The 24,262-nt window shown below is 57.0% G+C and carries 18 protein-coding genes and 3 pseudogenes; 12 read left to right on the top strand and 9 right to left on the bottom strand.

The features are described 5' to 3' along the window. Positions 1-249: 249 nt before the first annotated feature. A complete protein-coding gene (gene pdxR, locus ACX3P1_RS25445; protein ID WP_459082356.1) occupies positions 250-1,746 on the bottom strand; it encodes a MocR-like pyridoxine biosynthesis transcription factor PdxR in 1,497 nt (498 codons plus the stop codon). A 970-nt stretch (positions 1,747-2,716) separates the two neighbouring features. Between pdxR and ACX3P1_RS25440 the strand changes: the two genes are divergently transcribed. The 8 genes and pseudogenes from ACX3P1_RS25440 (at position 2,717) to ACX3P1_RS25405 (ending at position 9,730) form a co-directional block, all read left to right on the top strand. Continuing rightward, entirely contained in the window at positions 2,717-3,883 is a 1,167-nt protein-coding gene (locus tag ACX3P1_RS25440) for an extracellular solute-binding protein (protein WP_459082355.1), read from the top strand. Positions 3,884-4,129: 246 nt separating this feature from the next. Beyond that, positions 4,130-5,218: an ABC transporter ATP-binding protein gene (locus ACX3P1_RS25435; protein WP_459082354.1), complete on the top strand. Its 1,089-nt coding sequence runs from the start codon at positions 4,130-4,132 to the stop codon at positions 5,216-5,218. Then, entirely contained in the window at positions 5,211-6,260 is a 1,050-nt protein-coding gene (locus tag ACX3P1_RS25430; protein WP_459082353.1) for an ABC transporter permease, read from the top strand. Before ACX3P1_RS25435 ends, ACX3P1_RS25430 begins: the two co-directional genes overlap by 8 nt. Continuing rightward, positions 6,257-7,084 (top strand): ABC transporter permease, encoded by an 828-nt coding sequence (locus tag ACX3P1_RS25425; protein WP_459082352.1) that lies wholly within the window; start codon positions 6,257-6,259, stop codon positions 7,082-7,084. Before ACX3P1_RS25430 ends, ACX3P1_RS25425 begins: the two co-directional genes overlap by 4 nt. A gap of 30 nt (positions 7,085-7,114) precedes the next feature. Continuing rightward, the gene (locus ACX3P1_RS25420) at positions 7,115-8,677 is read left to right on the top strand and encodes an alkaline phosphatase family protein (protein WP_459082351.1); all 1,563 of its coding nucleotides are present in this window, start codon (positions 7,115-7,117) and stop codon (positions 8,675-8,677) included. A gap of 60 nt (positions 8,678-8,737) precedes the next feature. After that, a pseudogene (locus ACX3P1_RS25415) lies at positions 8,738-8,887 on the top strand (IS5/IS1182 family transposase); the annotation flags it as partial. A 35-nt stretch (positions 8,888-8,922) separates the two neighbouring features. Next, positions 8,923-9,546: an IS66 family transposase gene (locus ACX3P1_RS25410; RefSeq protein WP_459082357.1), complete on the top strand. Its 624-nt coding sequence runs from the start codon at positions 8,923-8,925 to the stop codon at positions 9,544-9,546. After that, a complete protein-coding gene (locus ACX3P1_RS25405) occupies positions 9,485-9,730 on the top strand; it encodes a transposase (protein WP_459082350.1) in 246 nt (81 codons plus the stop codon). The genes ACX3P1_RS25410 and ACX3P1_RS25405 overlap by 62 nt, the downstream gene beginning before the upstream one ends. A gap of 120 nt (positions 9,731-9,850) precedes the next feature. Here ACX3P1_RS25405 and ACX3P1_RS25400 read toward each other — a convergent pair whose 3' ends face one another. From ACX3P1_RS25400 to ACX3P1_RS25365, 8 genes are all read right to left on the bottom strand, one after another. Continuing rightward, complete coding sequence (locus tag ACX3P1_RS25400) at positions 9,851-11,962, bottom strand: ABC transporter permease (protein ID WP_459082349.1); 2,112 nt, start codon at positions 11,960-11,962, stop codon at positions 9,851-9,853. Continuing rightward, positions 11,959-13,017, bottom strand: a complete 1,059-nt coding sequence (locus ACX3P1_RS25395) for a quaternary amine ABC transporter ATP-binding protein (RefSeq protein ID WP_459082348.1) — start codon at positions 13,015-13,017, stop codon at positions 11,959-11,961. Before ACX3P1_RS25395 ends, ACX3P1_RS25400 begins: the two co-directional genes overlap by 4 nt. 58 nt (positions 13,018-13,075) lie before the next feature. Next, positions 13,076-14,014 carry an ABC transporter substrate-binding protein gene (locus tag ACX3P1_RS25390; protein WP_459082347.1) on the bottom strand — a complete coding sequence of 313 codons (939 nt, stop codon included), beginning with the start codon at positions 14,012-14,014 and terminating at the stop codon, positions 13,076-13,078. 81 nt (positions 14,015-14,095) lie between these two features. Next, positions 14,096-14,923 (bottom strand): SDR family NAD(P)-dependent oxidoreductase, encoded by an 828-nt coding sequence (locus tag ACX3P1_RS25385; RefSeq protein ID WP_459082346.1) that lies wholly within the window; start codon positions 14,921-14,923, stop codon positions 14,096-14,098. 48 nt (positions 14,924-14,971) lie between these two features. Then, positions 14,972-15,742: a glucose 1-dehydrogenase gene (locus ACX3P1_RS25380; protein WP_459082345.1), complete on the bottom strand. Its 771-nt coding sequence runs from the start codon at positions 15,740-15,742 to the stop codon at positions 14,972-14,974. 4 nt (positions 15,743-15,746) lie between these two features. Then, positions 15,747-16,241: an acetone carboxylase subunit gamma gene (locus tag ACX3P1_RS25375; RefSeq protein WP_459082344.1), complete on the bottom strand. Its 495-nt coding sequence runs from the start codon at positions 16,239-16,241 to the stop codon at positions 15,747-15,749. A gap of 6 nt (positions 16,242-16,247) precedes the next feature. After that, positions 16,248-18,443 carry a hydantoinase B/oxoprolinase family protein gene (locus ACX3P1_RS25370; protein ID WP_459082343.1) on the bottom strand — a complete coding sequence of 732 codons (2,196 nt, stop codon included), beginning with the start codon at positions 18,441-18,443 and terminating at the stop codon, positions 16,248-16,250. A 13-nt stretch (positions 18,444-18,456) separates the two neighbouring features. Continuing rightward, positions 18,457-20,586 (bottom strand): hydantoinase/oxoprolinase family protein, encoded by a 2,130-nt coding sequence (locus ACX3P1_RS25365; RefSeq protein ID WP_459082342.1) that lies wholly within the window; start codon positions 20,584-20,586, stop codon positions 18,457-18,459. Between the two features lie 113 nt (positions 20,587-20,699). On the opposite strand from ACX3P1_RS25365, the gene ACX3P1_RS25360 reads away from it, so the two are divergent. From ACX3P1_RS25360 to ACX3P1_RS25345, 4 genes and pseudogenes are all read left to right on the top strand, one after another. Further along, positions 20,700-21,479 (top strand): helix-turn-helix transcriptional regulator, encoded by a 780-nt coding sequence (locus ACX3P1_RS25360; protein ID WP_459082341.1) that lies wholly within the window; start codon positions 20,700-20,702, stop codon positions 21,477-21,479. 753 nt (positions 21,480-22,232) lie between these two features. Beyond that, positions 22,233-22,323, top strand: a pseudogene (locus tag ACX3P1_RS25355) (transposase); the annotation flags it as partial. 321 nt (positions 22,324-22,644) lie between these two features. Then, positions 22,645-24,051 carry a glucoamylase family protein gene (locus ACX3P1_RS25350; RefSeq protein WP_459082340.1) on the top strand — a complete coding sequence of 469 codons (1,407 nt, stop codon included), beginning with the start codon at positions 22,645-22,647 and terminating at the stop codon, positions 24,049-24,051. Positions 24,052-24,080: 29 nt separating this feature from the next. After that, positions 24,081-24,262 (top strand): annotated as a pseudogene (locus tag ACX3P1_RS25345) (hypothetical protein); the annotation flags it as partial.

The following is a 24,262-nucleotide window of genomic DNA, read 5'->3' as shown; positions in this document are numbered from 1 at the left end:
ACCGTAACATGGTCCTCGCAAGGCCCCTGTCCGAGCGCGTTCGCTGATCAAGCTACAAAGTCACCGAACCCTTTGACTGCATCCATGCACCAAAGCCCTGAACAGCGCCGATCACCCGAGCGCGCAAATCCTCTCCATATGAGCGAGACATTCGGACCTCCTGTCAGAAGGCCAAGACTCGCATCAAACCGCATCGGCGGGAATCCCTTTAATGAATCGGGAAGGACGAAAAATGCTCTAGACCATCAATTATGAGAGCTTCAGTTTTTCCAAAACTGTGGCCAGATCGGCCAATTTCGATTTGATTTCCACTTCTCTAAACCCTCCAAAACCTAGAACAAGACCGCTTCGGTCCGAGAGGCGATCTCTAAAATTAGAAAGTGGTTGTGAATAAATACCCGCCTTCTGAGCAGCAATGCTTATGGTTTTGTCGTCTGTGCCAAGGGGCAACCATCCAATGGTATTAATTCCGCTCTCTGGCACGTCGACCTCAAGCAAGCCAGACAGCATCCGTTTAGCTGTTTGGGTAAAAATGTCTCTACGTTCGCCATATAATTCATGCATCTTTTTTATATATGTCGCGAAATATCCTTCATCGATGAAAATCGAAAGTGTGGCTTGGTCCAAAGAAGACATACTTCTAGATAAAGATCCGATCGCAGTACGAAATGTCCCAATGAGATACTCTGGAATAACCATGTAGGCGATTCTTAGGGCCGGAAACAACGATTTGCTGAATGTTCCAACATATATAACGTTCTGAGAATCATCAATACTTCGCATTGAGGCGAGCGCGCGGCTGCTATAACGAAACTCGCTGTCATAATCGTCTTCAACAATCCAGCTATTATTCTTCTCAGCCCATGCAAGAAGCCTTAATCGTCGAGCAAGGCTAAGTGTGACTCCGAGCGGATGTTGGCGCGACGGCATAGTAAAAGCAATTCTCGCAGTGGAGTGGTGGCGAATTGCCCCGGATACGTCCATTCCTTCTTGATCAACGTCAATGCTTGCAACGTTGCGGCCCATTGCGCTTAGCATGATGCGTAGGTTCTCAGGCCCTGGATCCTCCAGCCAAACTTTGTCTCCCGGATCTGTGAGCAGCAGGGTAGCCAGATGGAACGCGAAATGAGCCCCGGGTACGATCAAGATATGTTCCGCATCGCAGTGGTCGCCTCGATGAACTGCCAAATATTCAGCGATGCTCCGACGCAAAGGAAGATGTCCAGCAGCATCTTCATATCCAAAGGACCACGCCATATTCTTCTTGATGTGGTTGTTTCGAATTTTCTCCCAACGGGCAAACGGGAACAAATCGTAAGCGGGCACATTGGGGAGGAATGCTATTCTTGACTGAAGTTCGAAATTTGCGTTCGATTTGGAAAATATAGAACCAACTAACGAAAGTGGCTTCTGCTTTAATTCAGATCGAGTAACGACATAAGTATTTGACGAGATGCGCGGCGGTTGATATATTTCAAGATCGCTTGAAACAAAAGTACCAGAACCGCGCTTTGCTTTCAAAAAACCTTCTAGCGCTAGGTATTCGTAGACTTGAACTATTGTTGGCCGAGATACTCCCAGATCGGCAGCCAGCACGCGCGACGAGGGCAGTCGCATGCCCGGCCTAATCGCGCCGGTCAAGACGGCATCGCGAATTTGCCCTTCAAGTTGCCTATAAATCGGTCTCGAATCTGAGCGAGCTAAATTAATAAATTGAAAACGTGTACTTTTTCTTTCAATTGTCATGAGAACGCACGTCTCTCAAAGGTCGGCTGGAAAAAAAGTCGTCTAATTATTCTTCCGGGTGTGAGAGGCTTCGGATGGCTCGAGCTCAAATCATTCATCGGGAGTATGCCCCCGGCTCAAGCGGTTACGCAAGCAAGTGAGGTGACGGGCGAGGGGTAGAGACCAGATGCCGTTGTCCAAATCGCGGGTCTTCGATCAAGCCTTATTGACATTATTCGATCGACAGCCGGTTGCGTTCGACCAGACAGCGGGTTGAAACACAGGATATTGTGCGAGGCGTAGTTTCATGTTGCGCCGCTGATTGACGTTTGCCGGGAGCACGGTTGTCTGCGCGGCCGATAGTTGATCATCGCATGATGACATTTCGCAGGAGGGACCTTCCAGTGCAATGGACGCGGTGCGAAGGTTGTAGACGTTCAACTGCAACAGAATCGGAGGAATGATGTGACCCACGTCCCTGCAGGGACGGTTCACTGCATCCGGTGAAGCGGACACGATTCAGAACGGGGGACCTACATCGCAACTCCCTTGGCTCCCAGGACCTCAGGCGATCTCGCTGGTCGACCTGACGAAAATTTCGCCAGTTGTTAGCGTTCTGTGCATTATGACGAATAGCTGGCGTGCCACAGTAACCGCAGCTCATTTGAAGCCGTCCCTCTCTGGGTTTCAATCCTCAGGTGCCAGCGAGCTGTCAACGGGCACAGGTCAAGATCACCGTAGCGGCCTCACAAAGGTGGTCCCGCAGATGACTGTCTCCACACAGCGAGATGTGGGGTGCGCGATCCTCATCCTAATATGGCGGCGAGTAAGGGATGGCTAAATTTGAAGGCCTTCCGAAAACATCTCTTTCAAAGTGGTATGCATATACACCGCGAATTGGTCAGAGTCAGGCGAGCCAATCGGGTATAACTTCTTCTCGCTACCGCAGGGAGAAGGCGGTTGACTGCGAACCATCGGGAGGAGCCACCAAATGAATAACGATATTTCTGGATGTTTAACCCAAATCGCTGCAAAGGATTTCAATCGACGTACCCTAATAAACGGCGTGGTCGCCAGCGGTGCGCTTGCTGCCGCCTCTCCATTTTTTATCCGGAAGTCATTAGCCAGTTCCGGGGAAGTGAATGTATTTGCTTGGGGTGACTATGTTCAAGCGAATATGATCGAGGCGTTCGAGAAAGAAACCGGTATAAAAGTCAACCTATCCACCTATGGCTCAAACGAAGAAGTCCAAAGCAAGCTTCGCGCCGCAGGAGGCAAGGGTTTTGATTTGATATTCCCCTCTGTGGATACGCGTCCCGAATATGACGAGGGGGATCTGCTCGCCGTAATTGATGAGTCACGTGTTAAGGTCGGGCAAATTCAACCTGCAATGTGGCGCAGTTCAGTGAGCCTGGGTGCTGTCAAGCGCGGCAAGCGTTATGAGATCCCCTTTAACTGGGGCACAGAGGGCATAACGTATGACAATTCCGCACACACCATTAAACCTGGAGAGCTATCCTTCGGTGACCTGTGGGTGGACGGCTTAGATGGCAAGGTCGCCGCCCGTCAGAAATCCATGATAATTGCGTTGGCCATCTACCTCGACTCTATCGGAAAAGTTTCGTCCAAGCGTGGGATGGACCTCTATAAGTCTGAGGCTGACATGCGACGCGTCCTTGATGGATGCCTGGAATTCTTGAAGCCACACAAGAAAAACATTGGGGCATTTTGGAACGACGCAACAGAAGCGACAACTGCCTTTACGGATTCTGGGTGCACCATTGGTCAGACTTGGGATACGACCGGTATCAAGCTGCACAACGAAGTGGACAGTAAGTGGGTGTATGCGGCACCGAAAGAAGGTGCACTTGGTTGGATGGACACGATGGCAATCCCGTCAGGCGCCGACAATATTGATCAGGCTTATGCACTGATCAACTTCCTGCTGACGCCGAAGATCGGAGGGATGCATGCCAACAATACGGGCTATAATTCCGCAGCAATTGACGCAGAAAATTTTGTTTCTGAAGAAAATAAAAAGGCCTTTAAATTGGCTTATCCGAAAGGCGCGATTGAAACTCTCTGGTGGTGGCCAATGAACACCCCTTGGTTCTCAAGTGTTCGTCAGGAGTACGTAGAGAGGATAACAACCTTATAAGCAAGAGAGATTCAATCTGGACTATTCGCGCAAAATCTGGCTCACTTGTGTGTAATAATTGAAATACGTAAGATGCGGTTTCATCCAGGGCTTGCAGACGCACTACGCGTGTCCAAAAGGACCCGGGCCGTACGGGGTATTGTTCCAATAAATAAGTGAGGTGTCGGGTCATGACGTATTTATCTCTGCGCCGGGATGAATTAGCGAAAGAACCATGCATAATCCCCTTAGGCATGGTGTAGAGTTATGCGAGGAATGGATATAGAGATACGAGATGTTTCTATACGATTTGGAGCGTTTACCGCTGTCCAACCGACTACTTTGAAGATAAACTCCGGTGAATTCTTCTCAATTCTCGGGCCATCAGGGTGTGGTAAGACAACCATTCTTCGCATGATTTCCGGGTTCTTGAGCCCCACCACAGGAGATATCTACATTGGTGGACAAAACATGACAGGAGTCGGCCCCGACAAACGGCCTACCGCTTTGATATTTCAAAGCCTGGCACTGTTCCCGCTGATGTCGGTGTGGGAAAATATAGCTTTTGGTCTTGAGATGCGTGGTTGGAGCAAAAACAAGCGCCGAGATAGGGCGCAGGAGTTGCTTGACCTCGTCGCACTTAGTGACCAAGGCGAAAAGATGCCACATGAACTCTCCGGAGGCCAACGCCAGCGCGTCGCTGTTGCACGTGCATTGGCGGTTGAACCCGCAGTATTGTTGCTTGATGAGCCCCTATCGGCACTTGACCTGAAGCTACGCCAGCATATGCGCTCTGAGCTACGTCACATTCAGAGAAAGACTGGTGTGACGTTCGTTTATATCACCCATGATCAGGGTGAAGCACTGACGATGTCGGATAGGGTCGCCGTTATGAAGGCTGGCGTAATAGAGCAGGTGGATACGGCAGACCAAGTATACAACTCACCGGCTACGGCATTTGCGGCCACCTTCGTGGGGGCAAACAACGTTTTTCGGGGTAAAATCAAGGCTCCTTCGGGCGAGACGGCGACAATAGACACTCAATATGGCCCCCTGACAGGAAGCAACCCCCAGCAGCTCGAGGTTGGCAGTTATGCGAATTTATTTGTCCGCCCTGAAAAAATGACGCTCCTATCCGCAGACGTCGACGCGGAATTCTCGGTAGCTGTGAAATTTGAAAGACGCGATCTGGAAGGGCCTTATCTCAACCTGTTCTTTAGTCATAGCGGTGTCGGGTTCTCGGTCCACTTGACCAATCTGAACGCGCCGTCTCTGCATCCCGGCGACCAGTGCATCATTGGTTTTTCCGCACGTGACGCCTTGATTCTTCCTGCCGGAGAGATGGCAGATGCGTAATCTCTTGCGCTCTTTTGGTCCCTCAATGACCTCAATAATTTTACTACTGGTAGCCACCTGGATCATCGGCATGATTGTCGGACCACAATTGATCATGGTCGAACGATCATTATGGCACAAGGACCGGGGTGGTAAGGCCGCTGAGATTTCTGCCAAGATCGACAGATTGTACAACGAAGTTGAAATTTTATCGTTTGACCTCAGCGATGCGAAAGCACGCACCTCATCAATAGATCGCGACAAAGCAATTACCGATATCGACGTGAAAATCGGTGAAAAGAGGGCGTTGATCACCGATCTCGAAACTCATGAAACAACTCCAAAAAAAATATATGGGACACGCAATTATACGCTTATGGGAATGAGTCACTTCTTTATTTTCGTAAAGACAATCCTAGCATCCGTCGCCGTTACGGTGATTGCGGTTGTCGTGTGTTATCCCATTGCCTTCTACGTCGCTAAAGTGGCTCCGCCGGGCCAGGCGGCGATCATCATGCTCGGGTTAATCATCCCTTATTCAATCAATGAGCTGCTGCGCATTTTTGCATGGTTGATGATCCTTAATTACAACGGCGTAGCAAACGCTTTGATGGGTTTTTTCGGAATTAGTCCTATTCCGTTTCTCGAGAGTGGTGCTGGCGTCTTTATCGCCATGGTTTATGCGTATGTGCTGTTCATGGTATTTCCGATATACAATGCGGTGGAGACACTTAATACCGCGCAAATCGAAGCCGCCCGCGACCTAGGCGCACCAATGTGGCAAATTCATCGGCGTATCGTCCTGCCACACGCCAAGCCGGGAATAGCCGTTGGCTGCATCATGACTTTCATGCTGTCTGCCGGTTCTTATTCTGTTCCATACATCATGACGCGCGGCACAGCTGAACCTTGGTTCACGCAACTGATATACAACAAATTTTTTGAATCAGGTGACTGGAACGCGGGGTCGGCTTATGCCTTCACCTTGGTCGTCGCATGCGTACTATTTATCGCTTTTACGATGAAATTGTTCAAGGTTGGAGTCAAGGATATTGCACGATGAGTGCGCCCTACGACACCACTTATGGAAGTACTGGTCGAATCATTCTAAATATCTATTTAGTAATATTTTTCATCTATATGTTTCTACCGATGATCTTGATGGTGGCTGCAGGTTTCAATAATTTCTCGCCGCCCTCCGTTACAACTTGGCGAGGTTTTACGTTTAAGTGGTTCGGGGTTCTGGCCGAGGACACACGGATTTGGCAGGGGCTTGTCAATTCAGTTTTGATCGCTTCTTGCGTCATTCTCATCTCGATGCCTCTCGGGCTTGCCGGCGCGTTTCTGATCACCCGAATGGAATCGCAATTCAACGGTTTTCTATACGGGATTATGATGTCGCCAATTCTGATGCCAGGAATTATCCTCGGCATATCTACTCTTATTTTCTGGCGCGAAGGCGGTGTATCAGGGGGCTTATTTACTGCCACTATCGCCCAGGCCACCTATATCTCATCTTACACGATGTTGATGTTTATGGCTCGGCTTCAGCGACAAGACGTAGCTCTCGAAGAAGCGGCGGTCGACCTCGGAGCGTCTCATATTCAAGTGTTCAGGAGGATAATTTTACCATTTCTGAGACCAACGATCCTGACCGCAAGCGTTATTGCATTCCTACAATCCTTCGAAAACTATAATACCACCATCTTTTCAATCGGCGGGTCACATACTCTTGTTACGGAAATAGGCTCCCGTATGCGCTTTGGCCTGAGCCCCATTATAAATGTCATCGGGATAATTTTTGTCAGCATTACGATAATATCCGCAATAATTTATACCGTCGCCCGAGAACGTGAAAAACTACGCGCGTCTGCAATCGCCGGCTGAGCTTAACCCAAAGAGCGATACGATATTAACATGAATATACTTTTTATCACCGCAGATCAGTGGCGCGGAGAGTGCCTGTCGGGACTGGGGCATCCCTATGTTAAGACACCCAACCTAGATAAATTGGCGGCCGATGGTGTCTCGTTCAAGCGTAACTTTGCTCAAGCAACACCTTGCGGCCCTTCCCGTGCCTGCATATACACTGGAATGTATATGCAGAATCATCGATCTGTTCTTAACGGAACTCCCTTGGATGCCCGTCATACAAACATAGCGATGGAAGCACGTAGAGTCGGCTATCGGCCGGTCCTTTTTGGGTATACAGACGTCAGCTTGGACCCACGTCAAGATGGCTCCGGCCTCGATACCCCTCTTGGGTATGAAGGCGTATTACCGGGAATGGAGCCGGTTGCCATTTTGACTTCCGATCAGAAGCTGTGGTTAGAAGATCTGGGGAAAAAGGGGTATCAAATACCTGCTGATCCTTCTCGTATTTTCGAACCTCGGGAGGTGACTCCCGGTATGGAGAACATGGGCCGGACATATGCTCCTGCCCAGTTTAAGTCGGAAGACAGCAATACGGCATTCCTCGTAAATGAGGCAATCTCGTACATTTCCTCGAGTGGAACGTTGCCTTGGTTCGTACACTTATCAATTTACTCTCCACACCCACCCTTCGTTGTACCCGAGCCATTCAACGCATTTTTCGATGCGGGGGATATGCCACTGCCCGCTCGCAGGGCCACACCTGAAGAAGAGGCAGCTCAACACCCTTGGCTGAGCCACTTCATATTTGATCAGCGAGGTGCACCCTATACCTACGGAGCGGACTCCCGTGAAAACGCGTCCTTGTCGGATAACGAAGTTCGGCAGATTCGAGCGACCTACTTTGGCATGATCTCGGAAGTCGACGCACAAATCGGTCGACTGATTGATTATCTAAAACAGGTCGGGGCGTACGACGATACCTTTATTATCTTTACATCGGACCACGGCGAACAACTTGGTGATCACTGGATGTTTGCAAAATATGGCTACTTCGATCAAACGTTTCACACGCCCCTTATTATACGCGATCCAACTCATCGAGCGGATGCATCGCGCGGCACTGTCGTCGATGCCTTCACAGAGAGTGTCGATTTGATGCCAACAGTTCTGGATGCCATTGGTGTTGATATTCCAGTTCAATGTGACGGGCACAGCTTATTGCCATTTTGCCACAATATTCAACCATTGGATTGGCGGCAGGAGTATCATGCAGAATTTGACATAAGAAGCCCGTATGAAATCGATGAGGAGAGTCCTTTCGGGTTAGGTTTAAAACGATGCACGGTCAACATCATCTGCGGCGTGCGATACAAATACGTTCATTTTGCTGGGCTGCCGCCACTATTTTTTGACCACGCAGACGATCCGAATGAATTTCTTGATCGTTCCAAGGACCCTGCTTATCTCGAGAGAGTGCTTGAGTATACTCAGAAGATGCTCAGTTGGCGCATGGAGCACGACGACGCCGCGCTCACTGACTTGCATCTAACAGGCGCCGGAGTCATCCGTAATTTGCGCCTAAGTGTCGGCCCACAAACAGGCTAAATGATATCAACCGCTTGCGATTCCATGCGGTTGAGTTGATTCGACGAGGGCGTGGACGCGATGTGGACGAAGGCGAACCGCGGGAGATACAATCGGGATGGTCTGCGCTATCCGAGTGATTTGATGAACGCAGAATGGGGTCTGGTCGAGCCTTTGATTCGCCCGCCAAACACGGCGGTCGCAGGCGTGATGTCGGTGTGCGCGAGGGTACCAGCGCAGCCCCATTTTTTCAATTATTTTTCTCAATGTCTCGACATCGAGCGCTGGCGACGCCGGGCGCGATGTTGAGACCGACTCCAGCCTGTTGGGCCTATGCCCGCCGATATCTGTACGACGTTCAAATCGCTACCGGCTCGAAAGTCACCGAGGAAGCCTTGCGGCGCATTGCGGAATTGTTCGCGGTCGAAGCAAGCATCAAAGGCCGCGGCCCCGATCTGCGCCGCGATGTCCGTCAGCGGAAAACCGTCCCGCTTCTCGGCGAACTGAAAACGTTCTTCGAGACAACGCTCTCGCTCATCAGCGGCAAAACTTCGCTGGCCAAGGCCATCCGCTACGCCCTGTCACGCTGGGAAGCACTCGTTCGCTTTACCACCGACGGCCATCTGGAAATGGAGAACAACGCCGCCGAGCGCGCCATCAGGCCGCTCGCCCTGGGACGGCGGAATTGGACCTTCGCCGGTTCTGACAGCGGCGGACAGCGCGCCGCCGCCCTTTACACAATTATCGAGACCGCCAGGATGAACGGCCTCGATCCCGAGGCCTATCTCGCCGATCTCATGGGCCGCATCGCCGACCATCCAATCAACCGTGTCGACGAGCTTCTGCCCTGGTCATGGCGCTCCACAGAGTGTCAAGCGCAAGCAGCGTGAACTGCGACTTGCGGTCATGATCGGACGCATACATGACACCGACGTCTACAAGCACCGAAACCGCATCGAGCGCTGCTTCAACCGCCTCAAACACTTTCGTCGGTTCGCCACGCGCTACGATCGCCGCACAACCCACCTCACAGGCTTCGTCCATCTCGCCGCCGCCATGATCTGGCTGCGCTGAATGTCGATTGGCTCTAATTATTTCAACGTCTCGTTATATACGAGCAGTGTCAGGGTGAAGCTGCTGAATAGGTAGAAACTGTTCTTCGGCGATCTCGGCTATCATGCCCGCATCGATGGCTCAAATATCTTCGACATAACCTGTCTGGCGCCGGACCCAGGACTGGACCAAGCGGTCGGCCAGTATGGCAAGGAAGGCGATCGACAGTCCGGCGACCAGACCAAGGCCGGCGTCGGCCTTGCCGAGTGCCACGTAAACCTGTTGCCCAAGATCGCGCGTACCGACCAGAGCGGCGATGGCCAGCATCGAAAGCGTTGCCATGATGGTCTGGTTCAGGCCGAGCATGACGACCGGCAGCGCCAGCGGCAACTTGGCCTGAAGCAAGGTTTGGGATGGCGTGGCACCCATTTGCTGCACCGCCTCCACCACGTCTGCCCGTACATTGCGCAGACCATGCTCGACATAACGGATGGGCGGCACGATGGCATAAAGCATGATGGCGATGAGGGCGGTGAACTCTCCGACCTTGAACAGCATCAGCGCTGGGATCAGGAATACGAATTGCGGCATGGTCTGCAGTGCGTCGCAAATCGGCTTGAGCAGGCCCGAGACGCGATCGCTGTGGGCGGCCCAGACGCCAAGCGCGCCGCCTATGGCCAGGCACAGCACCACCGCCAGCGTACTCAGATAGAGCGACTGGCCAAGCGGCGTCCATAAGCCGGCGAGCAGGATCAGCCCGAAGCCCGCACCGGCAAACAGCGCCAGCCCGGCTCCTGAAATTTGCCAGGCGAGCAGTATCATAGCCAAGATGAAGACAGGCCAGGGAAGGCCGGCAAAACCGACATAGAGCAGCAGGCCGATTGCCAGCACCGCGACCGCCGGTTGCCAGCCGAAGCGGCGCAGGAGAAAGGCGGCGCCGGCCAGCAGCAGCGTTGCGTAGGCAAGGCTCATGGGTAGCGTCAGGGAAAAGCCCCAGATCGCCGGTATAGCAGCACCCGAAATTCCGATCCTGAGCGGCAGGAACAGGCTGTAGAGCGCGCCATTGCGAATGTTGCTGAAGAGCCAGCCGTAATCGCGCACGATGCCGAGCAGCCACTGGTTGACGCCGCCCGCATGGCCACGCAACCCCACTTGCGGCAAAAGAGTTCCTTGCGGCCATAAAAGCCGTAACACGATCACCGTGACGGCCGCCAAAGCAAGCGCCGTCAAGAGGCGGCGCCGCGTCATCCACTGCATGGCCTGGGTCGGGCCGTACGGCCGTTCTTTGGCGAATCCCAGCGTCATGCGGTCGATCAGAATGGCTAGCAGGGCGATAACCAGACCCGACAACATGCTTTGGCCGAACTCGGCCTTGCGCATGGACGACAGCACCTCCCAGCCAATATCCTCGAAGCCGCCGATGATTGCCGCGATGATCACCATCGACAGCGCCGCCATCGTGGTCTGGTTGAAGCCGATGAGGATTTGCGGCAGCGCCGTCGGTATTTCCACATGCCAGAATTGCTGGCGGCGCGTGCAGCCGCTCATCAGGCCGGCTTCACGTATGTCGGCGTGGACTCGATCGAGGCCGAGCATCGTGTTGCGCACCATGGGCGGGGTGGCATAGATGGCGCTGGCGATAAGGCCCACCACCGGGCCGAAACCGAACAGCAAGAGCAAGGGGATGAGATAGGCGAAGGCGGGCACCGTCTGCATCAGGTCCAACATCGCGGAAAGAACAGGGCGTAACCGCTGGTATCTCCAGCCGAGCACGCCCAGCATGAAGCCGGCCGCGATGGACATCGGCACGGCAATCAGGACCAGTGACAGCGTGCTCATGCTCTGCGGCCAGTAGCCGACGACCAGCATATAGGCTAATGCCAGAATGGCGAAGAGAGCGAGGCGCCCGCCGCCGGCCTTCATCGCAAGCGCTGCGGTCGCCAGCATGACGGCGGGCCATGGCAGCCAGATCAGGCCTTGGCGCACGCTGCGCATCGGCCAGTCGAGCAGAGCCGAAACGGCGCGGAACGCAGGCTGGACCACCGGCACGACCGCATCGGAGACGACATTGATGCCCGCCGCTAGCGGCAACGTCCAATCCGTGGGAAAATTCACCAGCCACGGAAATCGCGCTTTCAACGCAAGGCAGGCTGCTGCGAAAGCCAGAAGCGCGCACCAGGCCCATAGGCTACCCGCAACCACCAAATACGATGTGGCCCGTCGCGGGTTGCCGGCGCTGGTCGTCGCCGTCATGCCCTTGTCCGTCGCGGGTTCCCCCGCTCCAGTACGGCCAGGACATCGCCGGCCTCGATCACCCTCGGCGCTTGCCCGGCCTTGCCGGTAACGCCGAAAGCACGGCATCCCGAGAGAAGCCTCGGTACTAGTTCCTCGATGCTGATATCGGCGGGAACGCTTTCTTGTGGGATCGTACCGCTCGCAGGTCGCGCCAGATCGCCCGCCTTGATGACGCGCAGCAGCGGCGTGTCCTCGGTGAACTGCGCCACGTAATCGTCGGCGGGATTGAGCACGATGTCGACGGGGCGGCCGATCTGCACGATCCGGCCGGCGCGCATAATGGCCATGCGGTCGGCCAGCCTGAACGCCTCGGCCATGTCGTGCGTGATGAAGATGATCGTCTTCTTCAAGAGGCGTTGCAGTCGCAGAAATTCTTCTTGCATCTGCCGCCTTATCAACGGGTCGAGTGCGGAGAAGGGCTCGTCCAGAAACCACAATTCCGGCCCTACCGCCAGCGAACGGGCAATGCCGACCCGCTGTTGCTGGCCACCGGAAAGCTGGTGCGGAAAAGATGCTTCGCGGCCTTCGAGGCCGACGAGCACAATCATTTCCCTGGCGCGGGCTTCGCGCTCCTTGAGCGGCCGGCCCTGTATCTTGAGCGGAAAAGCGACGTTGTCGAGTGTGCTCAGATGTGGCAGCAGGCCGAAATTCTGGAACACCATGCCCATGGCGTGGCGGCGCAGTTCAATCAGATCCTTCGGCGTCGCCCGGGCCAAATCCTGCCCGTCAAGCAGGATTTCCCCCGCATTCGGTTCGATCAGCCGCGAGAGGCAACGCACCAGCGTCGACTTGCCGGAACCCGACAACCCCATGATGACGAATATCTCGCCGGCCGCGACTTCGAAACTGGCATCGGCCACCGCCGGGATATGACCCTCCGAGCGCAGCCGCTCGCCAAGCCCATCTGGATCGATGACATAGCCCCGGGAGTCGAAATAATAGGCGGGGCGCCGCCCGTAGACCTTCCAGACGTTACGGCAGGAAAGCTTGATCGGCGGCGCCTCGCTGTTCATGGCATACAGTCTCCCTGAATTTTCGATTGGCAACAGGCTACCATGTCAATCTGGGAACTCACCCCTTGGCCGCGTCCACCCACGGTTTCCAGACGGCTTCGTTGTTGCCTAGCCATTCCTTGACCACGGTATCGATATCCTTGCCCTGCTTGTCGATGGCCAGCATCATCTTCTGCTGCTCGGTGGCATCCATCGTGAAGGCCTTCAGGAACGCATAGGCGGCCGGCCATTTTTCGCCGAAGTCCGACCAGACGACCTTGTCGACATCAGGGGGCGTTATGCAATGCTCGTTGTTCTGTTCCTTGCAGGGCGGCATCTTCACCCAGCCTACATCGTTTTCGGCCAGGGCATAATGGGGCCCCCAGAACATCATGATCAGCGGCGTCTTGGCGGCTTCGGCAGCCTCCAGTTCCGCCACCAGCGCGCCTTCTGAACCGGATGGAACCGCGACATAAGGCAGGTCGTTGTCGGCAAGGATGGTTGCTGCGCGCGAACCCCAGTCCGCCGGATAGTCAAGGAAGCGTCCGCTGGGCGCGGTTTCCGGCGTCGACAGCGCCTGCACGCAGTCCGGCTTTTCCAACGCAGTCCAGTCGGGAAGGCCGGGGCAGACCTCTTCCATGAACTTCGGATAGAGCCAGCCTTCCTCGGTTTTCAGCTTGAGCGAACCAATGTCCTCGATCTTCTTCTCGGCCAGCACCTTTGGAAAGATGTCGCCGACATTGTTCAGCCATATCTCGACCGAGGCGCTGAGTGTGCCATCGGCCAGGCCCAAAAAGTGCGGGAAATTGCCGGCGGTCACATATTCGACCTTGTAGCCGAGCTTTTCCAGCAACTGTCCGGCAATGTGCGTGGAGATATGCGCGCCGGTCCATTCCAGCATGGCGAGCTTGATCGGCTCGTCCTTGACACCAAGTTCGGCCGCCTGCCCCGGTGCGGCGGCGGCAAGCAGCAGCGCCAGCCCGATGCCGGCGCCTTTCACGATAGTCGATTTCAACATGGCCATTCCCCTGTCGGTTTGACTTTCACTCGTCTTCGCCCTGACCTCCTCCCGTGAAGGCCGAACCTCTGAGCAGACACGCTACCAGAGCGCGCCGCCGGTAATCTGGATATTCTCCATCGTAATGCCCTTGGCTGCATCCGAACACAGGAAGGCGGCAAGGGCTGCGATTTCCTCCGGCTGCATCATGCGGCCTTGTGGATTGGCTTTGCGGAATTCGTCCATCAGGTCTTCGGCGCTGCGCCCCTTGCCCTCGCGCTCAACGACTTGCGCCACGTTGCGGCGCATCAATTCCGTCTCCACCCAGGTAGGGCTGATCATGGTGCAGGTGACGCCATGCGCGGCCCCCTCCAGCGCCACACAACGGGTCAGGCCGAGCAGGCCGGCCTTGGACGCGCAATACGCAGGGTTGTCCTTCCAGCCGACCGTGGCGGCGGTCGATCCGATATTGACGATGCGCCCCCAGCGGCGTTCGATCATGCCGGGCAGCAGGGCGCGGATGACCCGGAACGCGCCGGTGAGGTTGGTGTCGACGATCTTCTCCCATAGCTCGTCGGAATGGCCGCATACCGGCTGCTCGGCGGTCGTGCCGGCGGCGTTGACGAGGATGTCGGCCGGCCCAATGGACGCTACCGCGTCTGCCACGAAGCCTGCGGTCGCTTCGCTGTCGCGCACATCCAGATGCGCGGCGTGGATTTTTGTGCCGTGGGCAGAAAGGGCCGCCCCTACCCGCTCGATTTCGTCGGCACCGGGATAGTAGGCCGCATCGGTCCGGGTCGCACCGGCAGGCGCGACATAGGAGCCGACGGCGACATTCGCGCCGGCCTTGGCGAGCGCGGTGGCGATTGCAAAGCCCATGCCGGAAAACCCACCAGTGATGATGGCGCTACGCCCGGAGAGATCGGTCATTCGTGAAAACCTCCGTATGTCGGACCTCCACGGCGAGAAACGCCGAGATCACACCGCAAGATAGCCTCCATCGACCACCATTTCGGAACCGGTGACGAATTTCGATTCATCCGAGGCGAGGTAAAGCACCATGTAGGCGATGTCGTTGGGTTCGCCGAGGAAGCCGATGGGATGGCGCGACAGCGCCCTGGCTTTTTCTGCCTCCAGCTTGCCGAGGTCGCGAAGATAATTTTCCGTCTGCGGCGTCCAGATGTAGCCTGGATGGATCGAATTGCAGCGGATGCGATAGCCCTTTTCCGCACAGTGCACGGCGACCGCCTTGGTCAGCGTGCGCACCCCGCCCTTCGATGCGCAATAGGCGGCAAGATCGGCTTCGCCGATAATGCCGTCGATGGACGAAAGGTTGATGATCGAGCCGCCGTCGCTCTTTTTCATCAGCGCGATGCCCTGCCGGCAGCCGAAAAACACGCCGTCCAGGTTGATGGCCATCGTGCGCCGCCATTCCTCGAGCGTCGTTTCCTCGATGTTCTTGGCGACCGCAATGCCGGCATTGTTGACCAGCACGTCGAGCCGCCCGAACTTTTCCTCAATCGCCGCCATGACGCGCGGCCAGTCTTCCTCCTTGGCGACATTGTGATGGATATGCAGGCTGGACGCGCCCATCCCCTCGACCAGTTCGGCCGTCTGCCGCGCGGCGCCCTCATCGATATCGGTCACGACAACAGCCGCGCCCTCGCCTGCCAGCAACAACGACGACGCCCGCCCGAGGCCCATGCCGGCCCCGGTGACGAGCGCCACCTTACCCTGTACGCGATTCACGCCATCAACCTCCTTGGAGCGGCTTCCCCAGCCAGTCGCGATAGAACCCCTCAAGGTCCGGCTCAAAATCGTGGACGATCGGGTAACCGGGCGCGGCGGCCTCCACCTCATGCACCGTTCCGCATTCCGGGCAGATGAATTCGCGGATTTCCATCCAAGCCGGATCGGGTATGTCGCTGTTCGGATAGATTTCGCGCAGGCTCTCCTCGGTATCGCGCACGTTGATCGCCGCCTGCAGCTTCCAGTTCTTGCGATAGTCGCCGAAGGAATGGCCGCATTCACATTTGGTCACCCGCTCATCGCCGCTCTGGCAGATGAACAGATGGTCGCTGACTGGCAGCAGGATCGGGTCATGCCAGCCAACGCGGTCCTGCAGCACGGCGACATATTTGAAGAAACGGTCGTCATCCTTGTAGGCGCTCATAATGCGCTTGGTCTGCTGCCAAGGCAGCTTGCCCGCCACCAGGTCGCCGATCACTTCCTTGCTGTATGAAGTCATATCCGGTCACTCCACGCTGAAAGCCGACTTGCCGTCGACATTCCAGAAATCGGAAAAGTCCTTGGTGAAACGCGCCGAAAGCTTCATTGCGCTCGCATACATCCTGCGCACTTCCGGCGCGAAATCGGCCTTTTCGACGCGCCCTCGCTCACCGGCGATCCACTCGGATACCGGCACCGCTTTGGCCAGACGGTCCTCCCGCATTTCACTGCGGCGACGGCCCGTGGCCTCCAGGTCGGCGCGCGGGTAACCGTCCTCGTCGTCGTTCAGCACGATGCCGAACACGTCGTGTGCAGCTTGCGTGGTCAGGAACCCGTTTTCGACATCTATGGCCGTCTTGAGCGGGTCGCGTTCCAGCACATCGCCATAACCGCCGCCGCCATTGTAGGAATGGCTGAAGATGTCGCCGGCCTTGTGCGGCGCGGTGATGTAAGGCCCCTCGATCGTCGTGTGCTCACCTCCGAAACGCAATTCGAGGTCCGAGCGGTGTGGATTGGTGCCCGGCGCATGCGCCAGCGGCGCTCGCTTTTCGGCAAGCTCATGGATGTTGCTGTTGCGCACGGCGTGGTGTTTCTGGCAGGTCGGCGCCGGATAACCGCCACACAGGCCGCCATTGTCGAAGACGCGGGAAGAATGCTCGGACGTGACGAGACGCAAATGGTCGGTCTTGTTGATCACCCAGGTCGAGACGAACGAGCAGCCGCCGCGATATTTGCCTGCGCCGCCGGAATTGGCGACGATCGAGCGGCCGATATAGACCATAGGCATCGACTGTTCCCAGACCTCGATATTGCCCATGTCGCTTTCCGGGTTCCAGCCGACATAGGCGGTATCGAGCCCGTCCTTGATGGCAAGCGCTCCCGAGCCGGCCGCGGCGCATTCGAAATGCGCCATGCCGAACGGGGTGCCGTACTGGCTGGTGCCGCCCATCTCGATCATCGGGCTGTTGACCTGGCCAACGAAGGCCTCCTCGACATAGCCGCGCGCGATGAAGGAGCGCGACAACAGCCGCTGGAACACGCCATAAGCCGGAAGCAGCAGCGCCCACGACGTTGCCGTCGCCACCATTTCGTTGTCGGGATTGGTCCAGGTGCCGTAGGGCAGCTTGGTGTGGGTCGCCATCCAGGCCCCGTCATTGACCAGGCCCTCGAAATTCATGTGCTGCGTCAGCGTCACGAACATCCCACCGTCCATGCCGGCCGGTGTGCAGTTCATCGAGTGGTAGCCCCAGGGCTGGGTGCCCTCGAAGTCCATGATGATGGTGCCGTCTGTGGTGATCTCCATCTCGATGGGAATGTTGTAGAGCCAATCTGGCTCGCCCAGCGGCTGGTAGCCGAGCTTGCCCTTGGTAACATGGCCATAGAAGGTGTGGCCACGGTAAATGCCTGGCACCGTGAGTTGGCGCGTGCGGGCAAGCTGGGCGCGTCGACCTTCCTCGATGAATTCCTTCGACACTTTCATCCAGTAGTCGAGGCCGATCTCGTCGATCAGCGCCTTTACGCTTTCGCGCATGTCGATGCAGGAGGCGACCTTGGCCTTTTCATCCAGCACCCAGTAGATCGGCATGCGCAGATTGCGCTCGCAGCGGATGACATAGTCACGACGGATCTCGTCGTTCTCGCCGATCTTCTCGGCGCACACGAACAGGCCCTCGGTGAAGCGCTCCTGCGCCAGCGCCACGTCGCCGCCGGGCGTGATGCCGCCCGCTTCCAGTTCGTGACAGACCGCGCCGGCCCAGCCGACCAGCGTTCCCTCATGGAAGATCGGCACCACGTCCATGACGTCGGGAACCTGAACCGTGCCGATGAAGGCGTCGTTGTTGGCGAAGATATCGCCATCGCGGATTTGCGGGTTTCTCTCGTAGTCCTGCTTGATCATCCACTTGATGAAGCGGCTCATCGTGTGGACATGCACCATGATGCCGTTGGACAGCGCGATGGCGTCGCCTTCGGGCGTATAGATTGCCACCACCATCTCGCCGACCTCTCGCACGCCGGGCGAAGCCGAGATGCGGCGGGCCATTTCGCGGGCCGACACGCAATAGGCGCGCAGCTTGGTGTGCAGCGTCTCGAACTTCAGCGGGTCCTGGTTGCGCAGGCTCAGTTCCGTGATGCCGTTATAGCAGCCGGTTTCCTCCATCAGCCGTTCGGAATCGAGCAGCCTATCGTGGAGGCCAAGCGCCGAGGCGGGTTTGTCCAACATGTCGATTACCCTCTCAAGCATGGGAATAGTGAAGCAGCGTCCACTCGTCGACGAAGACGCGGTCTTGCGGATGGACGACAAGCGTGGTGGCGGGATGTTCCACGATGGCCGGCCCAATCACCTCATGGCCAGGCTGGAGCAGGTCCATCTCGTAAAGATTGGCCTTGTACCAACGTCCGCCGATATAGGCTTCGCGCACGCCCTTATGCGCGGATGAAGGATCGGCCCTGCCAAGCGGGCGCTTCAGAAGCACGGGCTTGACCTTGTCGGCCGTGGCGATCAAACCGAGTTCGGTGATCGAGAACCCGACTTCGCCATAGCGCGACACGCGGTGATTGACCTTGGCATAGACCGCCTCGAATTCGTCGATAACCTTGCGCATGTCGTCGGCGGTGCGAATGGCCGACAGCGGCGCCATGACCTCGACGTCCTCCAACTGGCCGGTATAGCGCATCATCAGGAATGGCACGGTCTTGATCTTGTCGCGGGGGTGCCCGTCGACGATCATCTCCTCCACCGCAGCCTTGGTCAGGTCGTTCCAGACGGTTGTGACCTTCGCCCCAAAATCCTCCAGCGCCTGATCGGACGCCGTTGCGGAAATATCGATCTGAGTCGAAACGGAGTGCCGACGCATGAAGTCAGCAGTGGTGCAACCGAAGGCCGAGAAGGCGGCGGCGAACTGGAAGGTGATGATATCCTTGAAACCAATTCCGCGCGAGCAGCCGGCCAGATGCAGCGGCCCCGAGCCGCCGTAGGACAGCAAGGTGAATTCTGAAGGATGAATCCCCTGCCCGGAAATCACGCGCCGCAGCGCATTGTTGGCGTCGTCTTCCAGCATCTCGATCATGCCTTCGGCGGCTTCTTCGACCCCGACGCCAAGAATATCGGCACATTTCTGCTTGAACGCCTTGCGGGCCTTGTCGACTTCCAAAATGACCTTGCCGCCAAGGAAATAGTAGGGGTTCAGCCGCCCGAGGATGGCGTCGCAATCGGCGATGGTCGGCTCGGTCCCGCCCTTTGCAAAGCATATTGGACCGGGGTCCGCGCCCGCGCTTTCCGGCCCCAGAGAAACCTTTTTGGTCAGCGGATCGACCTTGAGGATCATGCCCGCGCCCGCGCCGATCGTATCGAGAGAGAGCGTCGGCACGTTGAGTTTGAAGCGAGCCATCAGCGGCTCGTTCTCGATGCGCGTCTGGCCGCGGGTGATGACGCCCATGTCGAAGGAAGTACCGCCCATGTCCGAGCAGATGAGATTATCGTTGCCAATCAACTTGCCGACATAGGCAGCACCGAGGATGCCGCCGATCGGGCCGGAAATCATCGTCTCGTGCAGGCGTGGGTGGTTGATCGAGGTCAGCCCGCCGAAGGACAAAAGCGTTTGCACGCCATACTTGAAGCCGTATTTCTTGGAAACGTCCTCGATGCCCTTGAGCTGCATGCGGCCGCGCGACGTCGCATAGGCCTCGATCAGTACGCTGTTCAGCCGCGACTGCTCGCGGATGACGGGCCGCACTTCATGCGAGGTGTAGACGAGGATATCCGCGCCGACCGCCGCGATCTCCTCGCGGCAGATCTCAGCGATACGCTTTTCATGCGTCGGGTTGACGTGCGAGAAGATAGTCATGATGCAGATCGCATCCACCTTGTCGGTAATCAGCTTTTTTGCAGCCGCCGAAACCTCATGCTCGTAGAGCGGCAGCACGATGTCGCCGAACTGGTCGATGCGCTCGGTGACGCCATGGGTGCGCCGGCGCGGCACCAGCGGATCGGGATGATGATGCGTCACCGCATGCAACCGGTCGGCGTAGGAATAGTCGGCCCAGGCCTGCAGCCCGCGCCCCATCAGGATCATGTCTTCGAGACCCTTGGTGGTTATCAGGCCCAGCTTTTTGCCCGTGCGCGACAACAACGTGTTGAGCATGCCGGTGCCCGAGTAGAGCACGACGTTGACGCCCGAGAATAAGGCCTCCAGCGAAATGCCCCAGGCATCCGCCGCGTCCTCGGCCGAAGCCAGAAACCCTTCCGCCTCGTTCTTGGGCGTCGTTGCCGACTTACCGATCTTGAAGTGTCCGTCGGCATCGACAAGGATGGTGTCGGTCATGGTGCCGCCGGCGTCGATACCGATTACAATTGGCTGGGTCACGGTCGCCTTCCAGGGATTTGTTAAGTTGACCCTAGCCTAGATCTGGGCGACGACTTGACGCCATATGCCTAAAGACACAATGACGGACAGGCAGGGAGGGCCGAAAAAACATCATGCGCATGGGCAAGGTCTGGGAACCGCTGGCAAAGGCGATCGCAGCGAGCGGCACGCAGGATCATGTCGATTGCCTGATCGACCTGATCGGCGCCGACGTGCCGCACGACCTCGTGACCGTGACCCGTTACTCGGCCACCAAGATGCCTGAGTTCGTCAAGCACCGGCGTTTTTCCGACGAAATGGTGCGCCGCTACCTTAATGACTATTACGTGTTCGACCCGTTCTACGCCTGGTGGCGGCGCGAACGCCGGCGTGGCATCGTCCCTCTGAAGCGGTTGGCCGACGACGAGGTGAAACGCGGCCGCTACATCGCTGAATTTCTAGCACAGTCGGAGATTTGCGACGAAGTCGGCATCCTGCTCGAAGACGGCGGCGACTGGTGCCTCGGCATTTTCCTCGACCGTTCGACAAAGCCGTTCCGCGACAGCGAGATCTTGACGCTGAATGATCGCCTTCCCGTATTCGCATCCCTGCACGCGCTCGACATTAAGGCACGCGCCCCCGATTTCTCGCGCACCACCGCACCCGTCGGAATCGGCGCTACGCCCCGCAAGGAGCCGATTATCGGCGACGGGCTCTGGCCCGAACTCAGTCAGCGCGAACGCGAACTCGTCCAGTTGGTCCTCGCCGGGCACCCGACCGTGACCGTTTCAAGCCGGTTGGGCATTACCGTCGGCACGGTAAAAAACCACCGCCGACGCATCTATGAAAAGCTCGACATCACGACGGAACGAGAACTGTTCCTTCAGTTCTTTCAACACCTGCCGCAGACCTGATGAAAGAAGTGGTCAGCCAGTCGCCTGCGCCCTTCCATGTGACGCCGCGTGGCTTCCCGGGGCCAAACCTACCTTCGATGACCGTATTCGATAAGTTCGGGTAACGCATTCCACTGAACCATCTGAGTACTCGCCTCATACGCGAAGGCTTGATCTTCGATCCAGACGCTGGCCGATCACAGGTGGGCGAGGTCAATCTGTTCGCTGCAGCACTCGTTTCGATCTTTTCCACCGCCCAGAATCTCCTCGTTTCATCGCCTCCAATCGCTCCGCATCTCAAATACGTTTCCATTGTCATCCGGCGGCCACATCGGCCACAAACTGCGATTCTCTGAAGCAGCGCGGATCCCTTGCGTGCCGCACCCATATGGCCAGCCAGGTACTGGAACAGCCATCGCGGTCAAGAAACACATGAGACCGGGTATCGTCGCCACAATAATGGGCTTTGGAATCCGCTGGCGGGCTTCGGGCTAGGCGCGATCATCGGCGGCACAATCGCGAACCAGTAGCAGTCGCCGCGTACGCGTCCGATCTTGGCCGCCTATTGAGCCGCGCCCGATTACCGTAGTTTCGCGGTTGGGGCGCGCAGAGTGTGATTGAGTGTGAGCGTGTCCACTGTTTTGGAATGGACACTGCGTACTGATGACTGGACAACCCCCTTCACCTGTTGTCAGCGATTCCGGAGCTCTGGACGTCGAGGTACCAGTGCTTCATCCTGCGCCTCAGACACCCCGCCGCAAGCGATCCGTAGGACGGCGCTGGAGCCGCGCCGACAAATGGCGGATTGTCGAGGAGAGTTATCAGCCAGGCACATCGGTATCGCTGGTCGCGCGCCGCTACGATGTGAATGCGAACCAGGTCTTCAACTGGCGCCGCGAAGCGCGGGATGGCCGGCTCGGCAACCGGCTGGATCACGCCGTCGCGACCCCTGTAGGCGCATTTCGGGCGGCGAGATAAAATCGCCCGGACCGCACGGCGTCACGCCCAGCCGTTCCGATACGTCCTCGCCGATCAGAATCAAAAACACTGATGCCTTTATCCTCTTCGACGAAATTGCGGACCACCGCGATAGGCGACGAAGGATAAAACGGCAAAGATCGTCTTCTATTGCCAAACGAAATCGTTTCGCTGGGAACCAAACCTCTAATCCTAAATCAAATGATTGATGGCCGCGTTCACGTTGAAAAATGCGATGAAGTTCCTTGTCGACACCGGCAAGTCGTCACGCCCGTTCTCTAAATGTAATCCAACGGTTTCCGAACATCACTGCGGCGCGACGCAGATGCCGGTGGGTAAAAGGCAAAGTGACGAAGCGCTGCTCGACCGTCTGCAGCGCGCCGCGTTTGGCTACTTCTTGCAGTCGGTCAATCCGGCCAATGGGTTGGTTGCCGATACCTCGCGCGAAAACTCGCCATGCAGCATTGCCGTCGTCGGGTTTGCGCTGTCGGTCTATCCAGCCGCGGTAGAGCGCGGCTGGATGACGCGTGCGGATGCGGTCAGCCGCAGCCTTTCCGTGTTACGTTTCTTCAGCGACAGCGATCAGAGCGGCGACCCCGGAGCAACCGGGTATAAAGGCTTCTACTACCACTTCCTCGACATTCGGACAGGTGTGCGCGTCTGGCGCTGCGAATTGTCGATGGTCGACACGGCGTTGCTGATTGCGGGCGCCTTGACGGCCAGCGCGTATTTCGATTCGGATAGCGACGAGGAATCGGAATTGCGCCGGATCGTTGATACGCTTTACCGCCGCATCGACTGGATCTGGGCGCTGGGCGGCGAGACAACCATTCGACTAGGCTGGAAGCCGGAGTGTGGGTTCCTGCACTACGGTTGGGAGGGCTACAACGAGGCTATCGTGCTCTATGTGCTCGCGCTGGGTTCGCCAACACATCCACTAGAGGCGCACAGCTATGAAGCATGGACCGGGACCTACCAATGGGAGAATTTGTATGGCCACGATTTTCTGTATGCCGGACCATTGTTCGTCCATCAGTTCTCCCACGCATGGATCGACTTTCGCGACATCCGGGATCGTTTCATGCGCGAGAAGAAGTGCAATTATTTCGAAAATAGCCGGCGCGCCATCGAAGTTCAGCGCGAGTACACGCGGCGCAATCCCCACCGTTTCGTTGGCTATGACGAAAGTTGCTGGGGCCTGACAGCCTGTGACGGCCCAAGCGATCAGCCGCCGTCATCGACAAGGCGGCATCGCCTGTTCGGCTATGCGGCGCGTGGCGTGCCTTATGGGCCCGATGACGGCACGCTTGGCGGGTGGTCCGCGCTGGCGTCGCTGCCGTTCGCACCCGAGATTGCCTTATGCGCTGCGCGCGAGATGCTCCGCCGCTATCCCGAAATGCTGTCAACCGAGCAATACACGAGCAGTTTTAATCCAACACTCACGAGCGCGGGAAATGGCGCCTGGGCTTCTGCCGGCCACTTCGGCCTCGACCAGGGGATCGTGGTGATGATGATCGAGAATTATCGAACCCAACTGATCTGGCGACTGACGCGGAGCGGTAACTACATCGGCGCAGGATTACGGCGCGCCGGATTCCGCGGCGGCTGGCTGTAGAAACTACTTGGATCCATGGACGACAGCAATTGCAAGAGTTTAGCAAACTAATCTCGACCGCCCCGGATGATGCTTACGAGCACGAACGGTTGAGTAACGTGCGCCCGGTTGATTGGCACAATCCACAGCCTGCTGGCCGATATGGCTTGGTGATCATCGGCGCCGGTACGGCGGGATTGGCGGCGGCGTATGCCGCGACGGCAATGGGCGC

It is taken from the genome of Mesorhizobium sp. A623 (assembly GCF_054489405.1).
This window is presented reverse-complemented; position numbering and strand designations above follow the sequence as displayed.